The organism is Asticcacaulis aquihabitans, assembly GCF_032490435.1.
Taxonomy (GTDB): domain Bacteria; phylum Pseudomonadota; class Alphaproteobacteria; order Caulobacterales; family Caulobacteraceae; genus Asticcacaulis.
Genome location: NZ_JAVGWM010000003.1, coordinates 108645 through 123706, shown reverse-complemented (window position 1 = coordinate 123706; position 15062 = coordinate 108645). Strand labels below are relative to the sequence as shown.

The following is a 15062-nucleotide window of genomic DNA, read 5'->3' as shown; positions in this document are numbered from 1 at the left end:
TTTTGGCGTGTCAGGTCACTGGACTGAAGCAATTAAGAGGCAAAATTGGAAGATAATTCTAAGGTGGAGCGTGGCCCAAACCCGGTGGATTTACACGTGGGTGCGCGCGTCAGAATGCGTCGTAAGTTCCTGGGCATGAGTCAGGAAGGCTTGGCGGAAACGATCGATCTGACGTTTCAGCAGGTTCAAAAGTACGAGCGCGGCTCAAACCGTATCAGCGCTTCCAAGCTGTATGAAATTTCCAAAGCGCTCAAGGCGCCGGTTGCCTATTTCTTCGAAGGCTATGGCGAAAACGAAGGCCTGGAAGGATTTTCGGAATCCGAATCTGAACAATTTGTCCATGGTTTCCTGATGACAACCGAAGGCATCGAACTGGCTGAGGCTTTCCCGCGCATCAAGAACGCCAAGCATCGCCGCCGTATTCTGGAACTGGTGCGCGCCTTGGCCGAAGAAGAAGACGCCTAAAACTCCGGCATCGTAAACGCTTATCAAAAGCCCCCTTCTTCGGAAGGTGGGCTTTTTGTTTGGCGGAATGTGAACCGCCAATTGCTAACTGGACGTATTATCTTCTTGATCGTATAAACATATCTTTATATGGTTATATAAATCCTTTTAGCCGAGAGCTCGCCCATGCGCCCAAATTATATTTTCACCAGCGAAAGCGTTTCCGAAGGCCATCCCGACAAGGTAGCGGACCGTATTTCGGACGTTGTCGTCGATGCATTTCTGGCGCGTGACCCGGAGGCGCGCGTGGCCTGCGAAACCCTGGTGACCACCAACCGCATCGTCCTGGCGGGTGAAGTCCGCGCCGGCGACGACCAGATCGAGGAAATTATCAGCGGGCTGGAAGACAAGGTTCGCCATGCCGTCAAGGACATTGGATATGCGCAAAAAGGCTTCCATTGGGCCATGGCTGATTACGCCTGCCATCTGCATGCGCAATCGAGCGACATCGCCATGGGCGTCGATTCGTCTGGTAACAAGGATGAGGGCGCGGGCGACCAGGGCATCATGTTCGGCTATGCGACCGATGAAACAGCGGAGCTGACGCCGGCGCCGCTGCAATGGTCGCACAACATCCTGCATCGCCTGGCTGAGGTCCGTCATGCCGGTGAGCATCGTCTGGAGCCTGACGCCAAAAGCCAGGTGACCGTTCACTATGAGAATGGCAAGCCGTCGCGCATCTTGAAGGTCCTGATCTCGCATCAGCATCAGGACGGCCTCACGCCCAAGGATGTTGAAGCCATCATCAAGCCCTATGCCCTCGAGGTTTTGCCGGCCGGTATGGTTGATGAAAATACGGAATGGTTGGTCAATCCCACGGGTAACTTCGTCATTGGCGGTCCTGACGGCGACGCCGGCCTGACCGGCCGTAAGATCATTGTCGACACCTACGGCGGTGCCGCACCGCACGGTGGTGGCGCCTTCTCAGGCAAGGATCCGACCAAGGTTGACCGTTCGGCGGCCTATGCGCTTCGCTATCTGGCCAAGAACGTTGTCGCGGCCGGCCTGGCTAAGAAATGTACGCTTCAGGTCTCCTACGCCATCGGTGTCTCCCACCCGCTGTCCTTCTATGTCGATACCCATGGCACAGGCCAGGTCGATGAGGAAAAGTTGGAAAAAATCCTGCCCGAACTGATCGGCGGCCTGACTCCGAAGTCCATTCGCCTGCATTTAGGCCTCAATCGTCCCATCTATGAACGCACCACGGCCTACGGCCATTTCGGCCGTACGCCCGATAGCGACGGCGGATTCAGCTGGGAAAACACCGATCTGGTCGATCAGCTCAAGGGTGCCTTCTAGGCGTTCGCCTGAATTCAGTCTGGCAAAAAAACGAGAGGGAGTTATACGGACGCGTATAGCTCCCTTTTACGTCTCTCAGGTTTCATGTCCGAAGATAGTCCCAAATTCCTGATGCGCTCGTTCGGCCGCGTCAAATCGCGTAAGATCAAGCCACAACAGGCCAGCCTGTTCGATACGCTTCTGCCCAGCATCGAAGCTAATCCGGCGCGGGTTGCCACCCTGCTGGCCTCCGGCCGGCCGGTCTGGCTGGAAATAGGTTTTGGCGGTGGCGAGCATCTGGCGGCGCAGGCCGCCAACCATCCAAACGTCGATATTATCGGCTGCGAACCGTTTCTCAATGGTGTTGGCTCTGCTCTGCGCCATATCGACGATGGTCATCTCGGCAATGTATCGATTTTGGCCGAAGACGCCCGGCCACTCCTGGATAGTCTGCCTGATGCCAGCCTGGAGCGGATTTTCATCCTGTTTGCCGATCCGTGGCCGAAGGCACGGCACAACAAGCGCCGCTTTATCCAGCCGGAGACCGTCGCCACCTTTGCCCGCGTGCTCAAGCCAGGCGGCAGTGTCCGTTTCGCCACCGACTGGGCCGACTATGCAGACTGGGCGTTGCAACGCTTTCTTGCCAATGCGGATTTTGACTGGACGGCACAGAGCCAGGCCGATTGGAATACGCCGCCGGCCGATCACGTCACTACCCGCTACGAAACCAAGGGCCTTGGCGACTGCAGACCTGTATTTTTCGATTTTTACCGCAAATAAGACGATTTCGAAAAGCGCCCTATAAGCTCAGAACACTGATTTTCCAACGCACTAGCCAAGCGGGTAAAATTAAGACATTGTTAATCTTCTGTCTTGGGGGCGTGTCGGGGGCGTAGCGTATGGAGCGGGTGCATAAAATATCGGCAGGGTTCGTCTTTGCCTTTTTGGTTCTGCATTTCTCTAATCATTTCATAGGCGTGTTGGGCATTTCGGCGCATGCGCAGTTCATGGACGCGGCCCGCCTGGTATACCGGCATCCCGTCGTTGAAATGGCTGTCATGTTGGCCTTCCTGGTCCAGATCGTCACAGGCGTTCCTTTGATCCTCGAAATCTGGGCGAAGCGAAAGGATTTTGTCCATCAATTACAGGCCGCATCGGGCCTGATCATGGTGTTGTTTATTTTGCTGCACGTCGCCTCGATCGCGATGGCGCGGCTGGTCTTTAATCTCGACACAAACTTTGATTTCGCGGCCGCCGGTTTCGTGGCGCCATGGACCTGGGCGGGCTATGGCTTTTATGGCGCGGGCGTATTTGCCCTGTTCACCCATTTCGGCTGCATCTTTTATGACGTGTTCAAGAAAAGCAACAAACCGGTCGGCTGGCTATTGCTCATCGTCACGCTGGGGCTCGGCGGTTATCTGACCTACCTCCTGCTGACAATGTATTCCGGGCACCTCTATCCGGTCGTCGTGCCGGAAGCCTATCGCGTGTCGATGTAGCCCGCCGATTTTATTTCTCTTGGCAAACGAAACAAGCGGGACTATATAGCTGTCAACAATGTCCGATTGCCGAAAGGCAGCGGCGGCGGCCATCGGCCTGCCGCCTTTTTTATTACCAAAAAGACCTGCACGTGCGCGCCAAAACGACTGAAGACCGTAAGCTGATCGAAATTTTCGATCCCATCGCCGAAACGCTGGGCCTTGATATCGTGCGTGTGCGCTTGCAAGGCTCAAGCAAGCCGGGCGGTTCGCGCCGGCTTCAGGTCATGGCTGAACGCAAGACGGATGGCGATATCAATGTCAATGAATGCGCCCGCTTGTCGCGGGCCATTTCGGCCTACATGGACGAAGCTGACCCCATCTCCGGCGAATATATGCTGGAAGTGTCGTCGCCCGGCATCGACCGTCCGTTGACGCGCTTGAAGGACTTCGAAACCTACGAAGGCCTTGAGGCGCGCATTGAGCTTGATCGCCTGGCTGAGGGGCGCAAGCGCTTCCGCGGGATTGTTGCCGGTGTCGAAGACGATCACATTGCCGTCGATCTGGAAGGCGAGGAAGAAACGGCCCTGATCCCCTTTGCCTGGGTGGTCGATGCCAAGCTTATCCTCAATGACGAGCTGTTGAAACGCGGCGCCGAAGCCCGCGCCGCACGTGGCGACGACGAGGATGAAGACGAAGAATCTGATGACGACTTCGAGGATGAAGATGACCTCGATGACGATCAACCTGCCAACGACGAGAAATAAGGAACTCACATGAGCTTCACCGGTATCAGCGCCAACCGCCAGGAACTGCTGCAGATCGCAGAGGCTGTCGCGCGTGAAAAGTCGATCGACAAGTCCGTGGTCATCGCCTCCATCGAAGAGGCGATCCAGAAGGCCGCCCGTTCGCGTTACGGCGCCGATCATGACATCCGCGTCTTCATTGATCCGAAGTCGGGCGAAATGACCATCACCCGCTACGTCACCGTGGTAAATGACGATGAGCTGGAAAACGAATATGCCCAGCGCTCGCTGAGCGATGCTCTGCGCATCGACAAGGAAGCCTTTGTCGGCAAGGAATATTCCGAAATCCTGCCGCCGTTTGAACTGGGCCGCGTCCAGACCCAGATGGCCCGCCAGGTCGTGACCCATAAGGTGCGCGAAGCCGAGCGCGAGCATCAATACGAAGAATTCAAGGACCGTGTCGGCGATATCGTCAACGGTACGGTGAAGCGCGTCGAATACGGCAATGTCATTGTCGATCTCGGCAAGGGTGAAGGCATCATGCGCCGCGATCAGTCGATCCCGCGCGAAGCTTTCCAGGTCAATGACCGTATCCGCGCCTATATCTATGATGTGCGCCGTGAAACGAAGGGCCCGCAAATCATGCTGTCGCGTGCCCACGGTGGCTTCATGGCCAAGCTGTTCGCGCAGGAAGTGCCCGAAATCTACGATAACGTTATCGAAATCAAGTCGGTGGCACGCGATCCAGGCTCGCGCGCCAAGATGGCCGTTCTGTCGAATGACAATTCGATCGATCCGGTCGGCGCCTGCGTCGGTATGCGCGGTTCGCGCGTTCAGGCCGTCGTCGCCGAATTGCAGAACGAAAAGATCGATATCATCCAGTGGTCACCCGATGAGGCCACCTTCATCGTCAACGCCCTGGCCCCGGCCGAAGTGTCGAAGGTTGTTCTGGATGAAGAAGAAGACCGGGTCGAAGTGGTCGTGCCGGACGAACAACTGTCCCTCGCCATTGGTCGTCGTGGGCAAAATGTCCGCCTCGCTTCCCAATTGACGGGCTGGCAGGTCGATATCATCACCGAATCTCAGGACAGCGAGCGTCGCCAGAAGGAATTCGCCGAACGCACCGCCCTGTTCCAGGAAGCGCTCGATGTCGATGAAGTCATTGCCCAGTTGCTGGTCACCGAGGGCTTCACCTCTATCGAAGACCTTGCCTTTGTCGATGAAAATGAAATCGCCGTCATCGAGGGCTTTGACGAAGATACCGCCTCCGAGCTTCAGGCCCGTGCGCGTGACTTCCTTGAGCGTGAGACCGCCGAACAGGACGCCAAGCGCAAGGCGCTGGGCGTTGAAGATGGTGTGCTGGACATCAACGGCGTCACCATGCCGATGGCGGTTGCGCTGGGCGAAGCCGGTGTCAAGACGATCGAAGACCTGGCAGACCTGGCGACCGACGAAATCCGTGGCGGTTTCGAGCAGCGCGGTGGCGAACGCGTTCGCGTTCCGGGCGCGCTGGAATCGTTCAACCTGTCCGTAGGCGATGCCGAAGCCCTGATCCTCAATGCCCGCGTCGTCGCCGGCTGGATCGAGGCCCCTGTCGTCGAAGAAGAGGCTTACGAGGAAGCGGGCGCTTTGGAAGAGTCTGTTGATTTTGAAGAGGAGGGCGAAAATGTCGCCACCTCCGAACAATGAGCCCGCGCTACTAACCGACATCGATGATGCGCTGGTCCTGGGCGAAAGCTCAAAGGGCCAGCCTCAGCGCCGCGATATCGCCAGCGGTGAGACCGTTCCAACCGACGGTCTCATCCGCTTTGTCGTGTCTCCGGACGGAATACTCACGCCCGATATTGCCCATAAATTGCCTGGGCGGGGCTTATGGGTCGCCGCAGATCGCGGCGCTCTTGAAATTGCGCTGAAAAAGAACATATTCAGCCGTGCGGCCAAACGACAGGTTAAGGCCGAACCCACTCTTGTGCCCCTTGTTCACGACCTTCTGCGTCGACGCTGCCTTGATCTTCTCGGTCTGGCGCGACGGGAAGGCGGTATCGTCAACGGCTTTGAAAAAGTGCTGGCCAATGTCAAATCGGGCAAGGCCGCCTGGGTCATAGATGCCTCTGACGGTGCCGAAGACGGCCGCAAACGCATATTATCGGCAGTTGCGGCACAAACACACTCGCCAAACGTCTGCGGAAGCTTTAGTAACGCCGAATTAAGTTTGGCTTTGGGCACGGAAAATGCCATACACGTCGCACTCCTGTCGGGGCGGCGCGTGAAGCGTTGGTCTTTAGAGATGAAAAGACTGTCGGGTTTCGAAACTCTTATCCCGGAAGGGTGGGGTCGAAGACCGGAGCCATAAGGCGCATTCGTTGCGCGAGACTGTGAGTGTTGGTCCTCTCTGCCACGCTCAATTTCGACGGCTGATGGTATATCGGGCGTTGGAAAGACATATTTTTGAAACAGAAATCCGGCAACAGGGCCAGATTTCCCAAGGGTTAGTAAGACGAGCCGGATGAGCGACGGAAAAGACGATAAGAACAACGACAGCCCCCGTAACGACGGATCACGTGAGCGCACGCCGCTGACGTTGAAGCCGCGTGTCGGCGGCAATGTTTCGACGGGCACCGTCAAGCAAAGCTTCAGCCATGGCCGCTCCAAGACGGTGGTCGTGGAAACCAAGCGCCGTATCGGCGCCCCGCCTGCCAGCGGTGGCCAAGCCGGTCATCAGCGCCCAGCCGCGCCGGAAATCAACCGTCCGCAGCAAAGTCAGGCGCCGCGCCCTTCGGGTCAGCCGCAACGGACAGCGCCCGGTGGTTTGCGTCAGGAAGAGCAAGATGCCCGCCAGCGCGCTATCGCCGCTGCCCTGGCCGATCAGGACCGTCGTGCTGCTGAAGCACGTGCCGCCGCGGCGCGTGCCGAAGCCGCCAAGCCAGCCCCGGCCCCTGTTGTGCCTCAGGCACCGCAGCCAGCAGCCGCGCCCCCGGTCGAGGTTCGTGCCGAAGCGGCACCCACTCCGGCCCCGACGCCTGCGCCGGCACCGGTCGTGACCCCCTCCGCACCGCAGCCGGTCGAAGCCCGTGCACCCAGACCGGCCCCTGTTGCGCCGCAAGCGCCCGCCTTCCGCAATGAACGCACGCCGCGTGAACCGTCCCAGTATACGCAGCGCGCCCCTGCCGAACGTTCCGGCGGTTTCAATCGCGACAGCAATCGCCCTCAGGGGGATCGTCCGCAAGGTGACCGTCCTCAGGGTGATCGTCCGCCGTTCAATCGTGACGCAAACCGCCCGCAAGGCGACCGTCCACCACGCGATCCCAATCGTCCGCAAGGCGACCGCCCCCCGTTCAACCGGGATGCCAATCGCCCGCAAGGCGACCGTCCGCCGCGCGATCCCAATCGTCCCTTTACACCGCGCGACCCGAACGCTCCGCCGCGTCCGCCGCGCGATCCCAATGCGCCCCGTGGTGAAACCGTGCGCTATAGCGCCAATTCGCCCCGTCCGCCCCGTCCGGCAGCCGGCGTTTCCGCCAATGCGCCAGCAACCCCTGAGGTCGATCGTATCCGCTCCTCGCGCGGCACTGGTGGCCCCGGCAAGGCGCTTGACGCCCGCAAGGCGGGTGACGAGGATGATCGTGGCGGCAACAAGCGCGGCAAACTGGGCGCGCCGACCAAGGCCGTGTCCCAGACCCGAGGTGAGCCTAAGCGCCGCGAAGGCCGCCTGACCCTGCAAGCCGTTGTCGGAGACGATGAAGGCACCGCCGACCGGATGCGGTCCTTGGCGTCTGTGCGCCGGGCCCGTGAACGTGAGCGCGAAAAGCGTAAGGGTTCCCAGGTCGAACAGGCCCGCGTTGCCCGTGAAGTCATCATCCCCGACGTCATTACAGTTCAGGAACTGTCCAACCGTATGGCCGTGCGCGCCGTCGACATCATCAAGATGTTGATGAAGCAAGGCATGATGCTGAAGATTAATGACGTCATCGACACCGATACAGCCGAATTGGTCGCGTCAGAATTTGGTCATACGGTCAAGCGGGTGTCGGAATCTGACGTTCTGGAAGGCTTCATTGACGCCGAGGACCATGACGACGATACGCAACCGCGTCCGCCGGTCGTGGCCGTCATGGGTCACGTTGACCACGGCAAGACCTCCCTGCTCGACGCGTTGCGCAAGGCAGATGTGGCGTCCGGCGAAGCCGGCGGCATCACCCAGCACATCGGCGCCTATCAGGTGCGCGTGGCATCGGGTGAACGGGTAACCTTCCTCGACACCCCAGGTCACGCGGCCTTCTCGGCCATGCGTGCCCGCGGTGCCAATGTGACGGATATCGTCGTGCTGGTCGTGGCCGCCGACGATGGCGTCATGCCGCAGACGATCGAAGCCATCAATCACGCACGCGCCGCCAAGACGCCGATGATTGTGGCCATTAACAAGATGGACAAGCCCGGCGCCAAGCCGCAGAACATTATCAATGAGCTGCTGCAACACGAAGTCGTCGTCGAAGCCTTGGGTGGCGAAACCCAGGTCGTCGAAGTCTCGGCCAAGACTGGCCTGGGCCTAGATACCCTGATCGACGCGATCCTGTTGCAGGCCGAAGTGCTCGACCTGCGCGCCAATCCGGATCGTACGGCTGAAGGCATTGTCATCGAAGCCAAGCTTGACAAGGGCCGCGGTCCTGTCGCGACTGTCCTGGTCAAGCGCGGCACTCTTAAGCGCGGCGATATCGTCGTTGCCGGTTCGTCGTTCGGTCGCGTCCGCGCCCTGATCAACGAACGTAACGAGCAACTGGCCGAAGCCGGTCCGTCCATGCCCGTGGAAATCCTCGGCCTAGACGGCGCGCCCGATCCGGGTGAGGCTTTCGCCGTGGTGGAAAATGACGCCCGCGCCCGTGAAATCACGGAATATCGCGAACGTATCCGTCGTGAAAAGACCGTAGCCCCTGTCGGCGCCGTGTCTTTGACCGACATGATGTCGAAGCTGGCCGACAAGAAGGTCAAGGAGCTTCAGCTCATCATCAAGTCCGACGTGCAAGGGTCGGGCGAAGCGATCGTTGGTTCGTTGGAGAAGCTCGGTACGGACGAAGTCCGCGCCCGTATTATCCACTCGGCCGCCGGCGCTATTACGGAATCGGATGTCCAGCTCGCCAAGGGCTCGGGCGCACCGATCATCGGCTTCAACGTCCGTGCCGGTAAGCAGGCGCGTGACCTGGCTGAGCGTGAGGGCGTGGAAATCCGCTATTACGCGATCATCTACGACCTGATCGACGACATCAAGGGCGTCATGTCCGGCATGTTGGCCCCGATCCAGCGCGAAACCTTCCTCGGTAATGCCGAAATCCTCGAAGTCTTCGATATTTCGAAGGTCGGCAAGGTGGCGGGTTGTATCGTCAAGGAAGGCAAGATGCAAAAGGGCGCCCGTATCCGTATCCTGCGCGACGATGTCGTCATCCAGGAAATGGGTATTCTCTCGACGCTCAAGCGCTTCAAGGACGAAGTCAACGAAGTCCAGGTGTCGCAGGAATGCGGCATGGCCTTCAACGGCTTCCAAGACCTCAAGAAGGGCGATTTCATCGAATGCTTCACGGTCGAGGAAATCAAGCGCACGCTGTAATTTCCGTAGTCAGCTGTAAAACCATAAAGGTGCGGGACCCCGGTTCCGCACCTTTTCTTTCATTTGAAACAGTCTACTTTTTCAATACTTTCCTGCTATAGCCTTTGCCATGCTCGACACCACAGACCTTGATCCCGCCCATTACGTCCTGATCATCAAATGTCCCGATACGCGTGGTATCGTGGCGGCCGTTTCCGGCTATCTCAACGACAACGACATTTCGATTGTAGAGTCGAACCAGTTCAACGACGCCCATTCCAGCGATCCGCGCGGCGATATGTTTTATGTTCGGGTTGTTTTCAAACAGGCGGGACCGCGTATGCCCCCAATGGCGACCTTGCGCGACGGTTTCAAACCTATCGCCCATCGCTTCGCCATGGATTGGGAGATCCACAGCCTCGGGAACAAGCCGAAGGTTGTAATCGCCGTATCGAAGTTCGGACATTGCCTGAATGAACTGCTCTACCGCTGGCGCTCGGGTCTGCTGCCGGTCGATATCGTCTGCGTCATGTCGAACCATGAGGACATGCGCTCATTGGTCGAATGGAGCGGCATTCCCTATGTCCATCTGCCAATGACGAAGGACAAGGCAGAACAGGAAGCGGCGTTTCTGGCTCTGATCGAACAGTACCAGGCCGATCTCGTCGTTTTGGCACGATACATGCAAATTCTGTCAGACGATCTGGCGCGTCGGCTGGATGGGCGCTGCATCAATATTCATCACTCGTTCCTGCCAAGTTTCAAGGGCGCGAAGCCCTATCACCAAGCCCACGCGCGTGGTGTGAAGATTATTGGCGCGACGGCGCATTACGTCACGTCTGATTTGGACGAAGGGCCGATTATCGAGCAGGATATTCAGCGCGTTCATCATGGTCTGACCCCGGAACAGCTGGTGGCTATCGGTCAGGACATCGAAGCCCGTGTATTGGCGCGCGCCGTAACCTGGCACGCGGAACGTCGCGTCATCATCAACGGCTTGAAAACGGTTGTCTTCAGCTAAGCTGTCAAACCGCTAAGGGCGCTGGCGATCCGTCTTTTCAGTGGTTGATCAGATGAAGCACCAGATAGGCAACGCCAGCCCAGGCGCCCGCGCAGAACAAAACAGCGCCGACCACGGGAAGGTTAAGTCGGACATCATGACCATCTGCACGAACGGTCATTTTTTTGACGGGACGGTCAAAAGAAAGGGCGTCTGAGGAAAGCGACTTGGTCAAGGACTGATACTCCCGATATACACAGACACCACATTTGGGGTTAATTTACCAAATTGTCAAAATTTATTTCTCGTTTTACGTAAGTATTTTACAACGCCTTGATGGGGAACAAATAATTTTTCAATGTGGAGAACGGGCAGGCATGTCGACTTATCCACAGAAGGTTAACGCTTGGTGTCGTTAACCGCATATATAGCCACATTTTAAGGCTTGATTAACGTTCTGTTGCGCCGCAATATTAACGCACTTCCTTACTGCATAAGCTTTCCGTCATATTTCCATCACCTAAATACGGGCCTCGGTCATGTTCGAGATATCGCCTGCAGATTCGCCCACAGGGCGAAATTCAAAACGGACGGCACCTGTCAAAATGCGAAATACGCCGGTTCTCGTCGTAACGCACTACGCGGAACAGGCAGGTATCGGGATGGGCCGTCTGAACGACGGTTCGGTGTTTTTGACACAACGTGGACTGGCAAGACTGTGCGGTGTGCAAAACGCCCATATCGGCACCATCAGTCGCGACTGGTTGACGACCAAACCCCGCATTCTGGCCATCAAGGCGCGATTGCAGGAGTCGGGCCCGGCACATCGCGAACTGATATGGATGGGCCATCGCTTGTTCGCCTATGAGGCGGAGACGTGCCGGGCGATTCTGGATTATTACGCGCTGGACGCCGGCGATCACATTCAGGCAGAGGCCCAAACCAATCGGCTGCGCTTTCTGCGCGAAGACCTGGCCGAATTTATCCGTAGCCAGTTCGTCCAGCCGGAAACGCCAAAATCCACCCCTCTCCGCTTTACACCCTTGCTGCGGCCGGAACCGGAAAGCCTTCAAGTGGTGGACGCGGTCATAGCATACGTCTGTGGCCTCCTGGCGCTGTCGGCTTGGTTGGCCGACACCTATATCGAGGGCCTTAAGCAGCGCGCCTTGAATGCGCCGTGGAATCGCCTTGGCCTGCATTTGCCGCTCAAGGCGATTCTCGAAATTCAGGCCGAAGCGCTTTTGCGGATAAATGGCACCTTTACCGTCAAATAGGTACAGGCCCTCCACAGCCATTCCAGTGGGCCGTACAAGAAGTAACGGAACCAAAGATGAGCGGTGGCGACCTGTACGGCGAAGGCGGCGATGCCAATCAGCACGGCCGTCGATTGCTGCATGGTGGCGTGCAGCCCGAGGCCGAAGCTGTAGAAGACGGGTACGAAAATGATCGATTGCAACACATAGAGTGTCAGGGTCATGCGCCCTGCTGGCGCCAGCAGGTTCAGAACACGATGGCCTGCTCCATAGTAAAGCGACAGGAAGCCCAGAGCCAAGGTAGCCATTAGACTCAGGTCGAACCAACTTGAGACTATGGTGTCCCACAGGGAGTGTGGCATGAACACGGCTTCGGAGGTCGGAACCAAGGCAACCAGCTTCGCCTTGCCCAGATAGAGCCCAAGCGCCAGAACGGCGGCGATTGCCCAGCCGAATAGACGGACCTTGGCGAACCGCTCAGGCTGACTAAAGAAGCCGATGCGACCCAGCACCATGCCAATCAGGGATAGCCCGAGTATCTGACTCAACCGGCCAGCTTCCAGCATGAACAACCATTTGAACGGATGTCCGTCCACCCAGTTCATGCGGATGGTTTCGATCAGGCTTTTGCCGGTTAGATAGGCCTCCGGGATGGTGCCGCCCCAGGACGCTGGCTTCTGATTGGCCCAGCCGGCACCCTGCAGCGCACTCACCATCTGGAAGACCAGCAACGGCTGACACAGGAAGAAGATACCGAGCGCGGTGACAACCGTATTGGATTTGACGCGATAGAAGGGAATGAGGAACAGGCCCATGACAGCCAGGACTTCCAGCACGTCGCCGCGATACCACAGGCCGTGAACGATACCGATGAGCCCAAGCAGGACCAGACGCCAGATGAAGCGGCCGGTGAAATCGATACCGCGCTTGGCTGACCGGTCCATGATGATGAAGAAGGATACGCCAAAGCACAGGGCGAGCAGGGCGAAGGCCTTGCCGGCGAAAGTCGTGAAGATGATATCATGCCAAAGTAACTGGGTCGGGTCTGTCGCCGGATGGGCCCAGTACAGCTCATAAAGTTCCGGCATGTGGACGAGAAACAGCCCCATAAGGGCAAAGCCGCGCAAGGCGTCCAATCCCTCCATGCGAGGCACGAAGTCGGGTTTTACAGCAGTCATTTCATCCCTGTATTGTGTAAGGTTTTACCTCTTATAGCCCAGCCTGGCATTTTGGCGTGGAAAAATTAGCAGAAACGCCTATATGGACCTGCATGAAACGTAACTCATTTAAAGACAAAGCCCAGAGGGATTTGGGACACAAGACCCATGGGCGCGCTCCCGCAGACCAGGGACCGACCCAGCGTCAGCTGCGCGCCGGCGAACTCGTGCGCCACGCCCTGGTGGAAATTCTGCGTGAAGAAGACATCCATGATGATGCCCTTCAGGGGGTATCAATCACCGTCACCGAGGTGCGCTGTTCGCCGGATCTGCGTCATGCCACTGTGTTCGTTGAACCGCTGGGTGCGGGCCTGGGCGGGGTGACGATTTCGAAGGCGCAGATCGGACCGGCGGTTGCCGCCTTGAACACGCATTCGAAATTCCTGCGCGGTATTCTGGGCCGGCATATCGACATGAAGTTTACGCCCGACCTGCGCTTCCTGCACGACGAAAGCTTCAATGAAGCCGCGCGCATCGACGCCCTGTTCATGCGTCCGGACATCGCGCGCGATCTGCGTCACGAAGACGAAACGGACGAAGACTAGAGCATCAGTGGGTGATAACCACCCGCAATTGTCCATGGAGCGGCCGCCGGATGCGCGGCCGTTTCCATGAGGAGTACCCATGGCCCGAAAGAAAAAAGGCGAGGCGATCCACGGCTGGGTCTGCTTCGACAAACCGCTGGAAATGACCTCGACCTCGGCGGTCGGCAAGATACGCTGGCTGTACCAGGCGCAGAAGGCCGGCCATGCCGGAACGCTCGACCCTCTGGCGACCGGCATCCTGCCGATAGCGCTGGGGGAGGCGACCAAGACCGTGCCCTACCTGATGGAGGCCGACAAGGTTTACAGCTTCACTGTGACCTTCGGCCAGACGACCGACAGCTACGATGCCGAAGGCCGGGTAACGGCCGAATCCGACGCGCGCCCGACACGGGACGCCGTGACGGCGGCGCTTGCGCAATTCATCGGCACGATTGAACAGGTTCCGCCCGCTTTCAGCGCCATCAAGGTCGACGGTAAACGCGCCTATGACCTGGCGCGAGAGGGGCAGGTGGTGGAGCTCAAGGCGCGCCAGATCGAGATTTTCGATCTGACACTTGACGATTTCACCGGCGACACGGCCAGCTTTACCCTGCATTGTGGCAAGGGCACCTATGTTCGTTCGGTGGCCCGCGACCTGTGTCTGGAACTCGGTGTTTGCGGCCACGTTACACGCCTGCGCCGTGAAGCGGTCGGTGCGTTTGAAACAAAAGACGCAATAACACTGGAAAAGCTGGAAGATTTAGTGCATAGAGGCGCCCATCTTGAGGCTTTGCTTGGCGTAGAGACGGCACTGGACGACATCCCGGGCCTGCCCATAACGCAAGACGAGGCCACCAGATTGAAGCAAGGACGCGACCTTGCCCTTCTGCCCCGTCAGATTGAACAGCTTCGAACGGCTCTGAAAGCCCGTCTTGATGACGGCTATCATGAGTTCCCCGATACGGTTCAGGCGGTGTTTCAGGGACAGGTTCTGGCCTTGTGTGAGCTGCGCGGCGGAACATTGCATCCGACGCGTCTTTTAAACCTGTAGCTTCTCACTAAGGAGAACCCGATGTCGATTACAGCCGAACGTAAATCGGAAGTCATCAAGACCCACGCCCGCACCACCAACGATACCGGTGGCGCCGAAGTGCAGATCGCGATCCTGTCGGAACGCATCGCCAACCTGACCGAACACTTCAAAGAACACAAGAAGGACAACCACAGCCGCCGCGGCCTCCTGAAAATGGTATCGCAGCGTCGTCGCCTTCTCGACTACTTGAAGAACCGTCACGCCGACCGTTATGCTTCGATCATCGAAACCCTCGGCCTGCGCCGCTAAGTTTCGCACTACCAAAGGGCTTGGGGTTCCGCTCCAGGCCCTTCTACATGACGACCGCCCTGCTTTAAGGGCGTGAAGTGCTTTCTTCGGAAAGCCTCGCCAGAAACGGCGATTATACACCCCGGCCGGACCTGTCCGGCTT

15 protein-coding genes are annotated in these 15062 nt (G+C 58.2%); 13 read left to right on the top strand and 2 right to left on the bottom strand.

The genetic code is table 11. The features are described from left to right. The first annotated feature begins 114 nt into the window (after nucleotides 1-114). From RCJ00_RS11270 to purU, 9 genes are all read left to right on the top strand, one after another. Nucleotides 115-465, top strand: coding sequence for a helix-turn-helix domain-containing protein (locus RCJ00_RS11270; RefSeq protein WP_411267538.1), 351 nt, complete (start codon nucleotides 115-117; stop codon nucleotides 463-465). Nucleotides 466-630: 165 nt separating this feature from the next. Next, complete coding sequence (gene metK, locus RCJ00_RS11265) at nucleotides 631-1803, top strand: methionine adenosyltransferase (protein ID WP_316222015.1); 1173 nt, start codon at nucleotides 631-633, stop codon at nucleotides 1801-1803. Nucleotides 1804-1887: 84 nt separating this feature from the next. After that, nucleotides 1888-2562, top strand: coding sequence for a tRNA (guanosine(46)-N7)-methyltransferase TrmB (trmB, locus tag RCJ00_RS11260; RefSeq protein ID WP_316222014.1), 675 nt, complete (start codon nucleotides 1888-1890; stop codon nucleotides 2560-2562). 227 nt (nucleotides 2563-2789) lie between these two features. After that, nucleotides 2790-3281, top strand: coding sequence for a hypothetical protein (locus RCJ00_RS11255; RefSeq protein WP_316222013.1), 492 nt, complete (start codon nucleotides 2790-2792; stop codon nucleotides 3279-3281). 131 nt (nucleotides 3282-3412) lie between these two features. After that, entirely contained in the window at nucleotides 3413-4027 is a 615-nt protein-coding gene (gene rimP / locus RCJ00_RS11250; RefSeq protein WP_316222012.1) for a ribosome maturation factor RimP, read from the top strand. 9 nt (nucleotides 4028-4036) lie between these two features. Then, nucleotides 4037-5695 carry a transcription termination factor NusA gene (gene nusA, locus RCJ00_RS11245; RefSeq protein ID WP_316222011.1) on the top strand — a complete coding sequence of 553 codons (1659 nt, stop codon included), beginning with the start codon at nucleotides 4037-4039 and terminating at the stop codon, nucleotides 5693-5695. Further along, the gene (locus RCJ00_RS11240; RefSeq protein ID WP_316222010.1) at nucleotides 5673-6359 is read left to right on the top strand and encodes an RNA-binding protein; all 687 of its coding nucleotides are present in this window, start codon (nucleotides 5673-5675) and stop codon (nucleotides 6357-6359) included. The genes nusA and RCJ00_RS11240 overlap by 23 nt, the downstream gene beginning before the upstream one ends. Before the next feature lie 153 nt (nucleotides 6360-6512). Continuing rightward, nucleotides 6513-9605 (top strand): translation initiation factor IF-2, encoded by a 3093-nt coding sequence (infB, locus tag RCJ00_RS11235; RefSeq protein WP_316222009.1) that lies wholly within the window; start codon nucleotides 6513-6515, stop codon nucleotides 9603-9605. 109 nt (nucleotides 9606-9714) lie between these two features. Further along, nucleotides 9715-10605, top strand: coding sequence for a formyltetrahydrofolate deformylase (gene purU / locus RCJ00_RS11230; RefSeq protein WP_316222007.1), 891 nt, complete (start codon nucleotides 9715-9717; stop codon nucleotides 10603-10605). Nucleotides 10606-10642: 37 nt separating this feature from the next. On the opposite strand, the gene RCJ00_RS11225 is transcribed toward purU, so the two are convergent. After that, nucleotides 10643-10819 carry a hypothetical protein gene (locus RCJ00_RS11225; RefSeq protein ID WP_316222006.1) on the bottom strand — a complete coding sequence of 59 codons (177 nt, stop codon included), beginning with the start codon at nucleotides 10817-10819 and terminating at the stop codon, nucleotides 10643-10645. 370 nt (nucleotides 10820-11189) lie between these two features. On the opposite strand from RCJ00_RS11225, the gene RCJ00_RS11220 reads away from it, so the two are divergent. Further along, the gene (locus tag RCJ00_RS11220; protein ID WP_316222004.1) at nucleotides 11190-11858 is read left to right on the top strand and encodes a hypothetical protein; all 669 of its coding nucleotides are present in this window, start codon (nucleotides 11190-11192) and stop codon (nucleotides 11856-11858) included. Here RCJ00_RS11220 and RCJ00_RS11215 read toward each other — a convergent pair. Beyond that, nucleotides 11810-13015 carry a DUF418 domain-containing protein gene (locus tag RCJ00_RS11215; protein WP_316222002.1) on the bottom strand — a complete coding sequence of 402 codons (1206 nt, stop codon included), beginning with the start codon at nucleotides 13013-13015 and terminating at the stop codon, nucleotides 11810-11812. The genes RCJ00_RS11220 and RCJ00_RS11215 overlap by 49 nt on opposite strands. A gap of 92 nt (nucleotides 13016-13107) precedes the next feature. Here RCJ00_RS11215 and rbfA point away from each other — a divergent pair, with 92 nt between their 5' ends. The 3 genes from rbfA to rpsO all read left to right on the top strand — a co-directional run bounded on the left by rbfA (nucleotide 13108) and on the right by rpsO (nucleotide 14920). Next, entirely contained in the window at nucleotides 13108-13599 is a 492-nt protein-coding gene (gene rbfA / locus RCJ00_RS11210; protein ID WP_316222001.1) for a 30S ribosome-binding factor RbfA, read from the top strand. A gap of 79 nt (nucleotides 13600-13678) precedes the next feature. Beyond that, the gene (gene truB / locus RCJ00_RS11205) at nucleotides 13679-14629 is read left to right on the top strand and encodes a tRNA pseudouridine(55) synthase TruB (RefSeq protein WP_316222000.1); all 951 of its coding nucleotides are present in this window, start codon (nucleotides 13679-13681) and stop codon (nucleotides 14627-14629) included. Nucleotides 14630-14650: 21 nt separating this feature from the next. Then, the gene (gene rpsO / locus RCJ00_RS11200) at nucleotides 14651-14920 is read left to right on the top strand and encodes a 30S ribosomal protein S15 (protein WP_023459929.1); all 270 of its coding nucleotides are present in this window, start codon (nucleotides 14651-14653) and stop codon (nucleotides 14918-14920) included. Nucleotides 14921-15062 lie beyond the last annotated feature (142 nt).

What these genes read in the sequence shown, in the direction of transcription:
- RCJ00_RS11270 (WP_411267538.1), top strand. Translation starts at nt 115, where the DNA reads ATGCGTCGTAAGTTCCTGGGCATGAGTCAGGAAGGCTTGGCGGAAACG.
- metK (WP_316222015.1), top strand. Translation starts at nt 631, where the DNA reads ATGCGCCCAAATTATATTTTCACCAGCGAAAGCGTTTCCGAAGGCCAT.
- trmB (WP_316222014.1), top strand. Translation starts at nt 1,888, where the DNA reads ATGTCCGAAGATAGTCCCAAATTCCTGATGCGCTCGTTCGGCCGCGTC.
- RCJ00_RS11255 (WP_316222013.1), top strand. Translation starts at nt 2,790, where the DNA reads ATGGACGCGGCCCGCCTGGTATACCGGCATCCCGTCGTTGAAATGGCT.
- nusA (WP_316222011.1), top strand. Translation starts at nt 4,037, where the DNA reads ATGAGCTTCACCGGTATCAGCGCCAACCGCCAGGAACTGCTGCAGATC.
- RCJ00_RS11240 (WP_316222010.1), top strand. Translation starts at nt 5,673, where the DNA reads ATGTCGCCACCTCCGAACAATGAGCCCGCGCTACTAACCGACATCGAT.
- infB (WP_316222009.1), top strand. Translation starts at nt 6,513, where the DNA reads ATGAGCGACGGAAAAGACGATAAGAACAACGACAGCCCCCGTAACGAC.
- purU (WP_316222007.1), top strand. Translation starts at nt 9,715, where the DNA reads ATGCTCGACACCACAGACCTTGATCCCGCCCATTACGTCCTGATCATC.
- RCJ00_RS11220 (WP_316222004.1), top strand. Translation starts at nt 11,190, where the DNA reads ATGCGAAATACGCCGGTTCTCGTCGTAACGCACTACGCGGAACAGGCA.
- RCJ00_RS11215 (WP_316222002.1), bottom strand. Translation starts at nt 13,015, where the DNA reads ATGACTGCTGTAAAACCCGACTTCGTGCCTCGCATGGAGGGATTGGAC.
- rbfA (WP_316222001.1), top strand. Translation starts at nt 13,108, where the DNA reads ATGAAACGTAACTCATTTAAAGACAAAGCCCAGAGGGATTTGGGACAC.
- truB (WP_316222000.1), top strand. Translation starts at nt 13,679, where the DNA reads ATGGCCCGAAAGAAAAAAGGCGAGGCGATCCACGGCTGGGTCTGCTTC.
- rpsO (WP_023459929.1), top strand. Translation starts at nt 14,651, where the DNA reads ATGTCGATTACAGCCGAACGTAAATCGGAAGTCATCAAGACCCACGCC.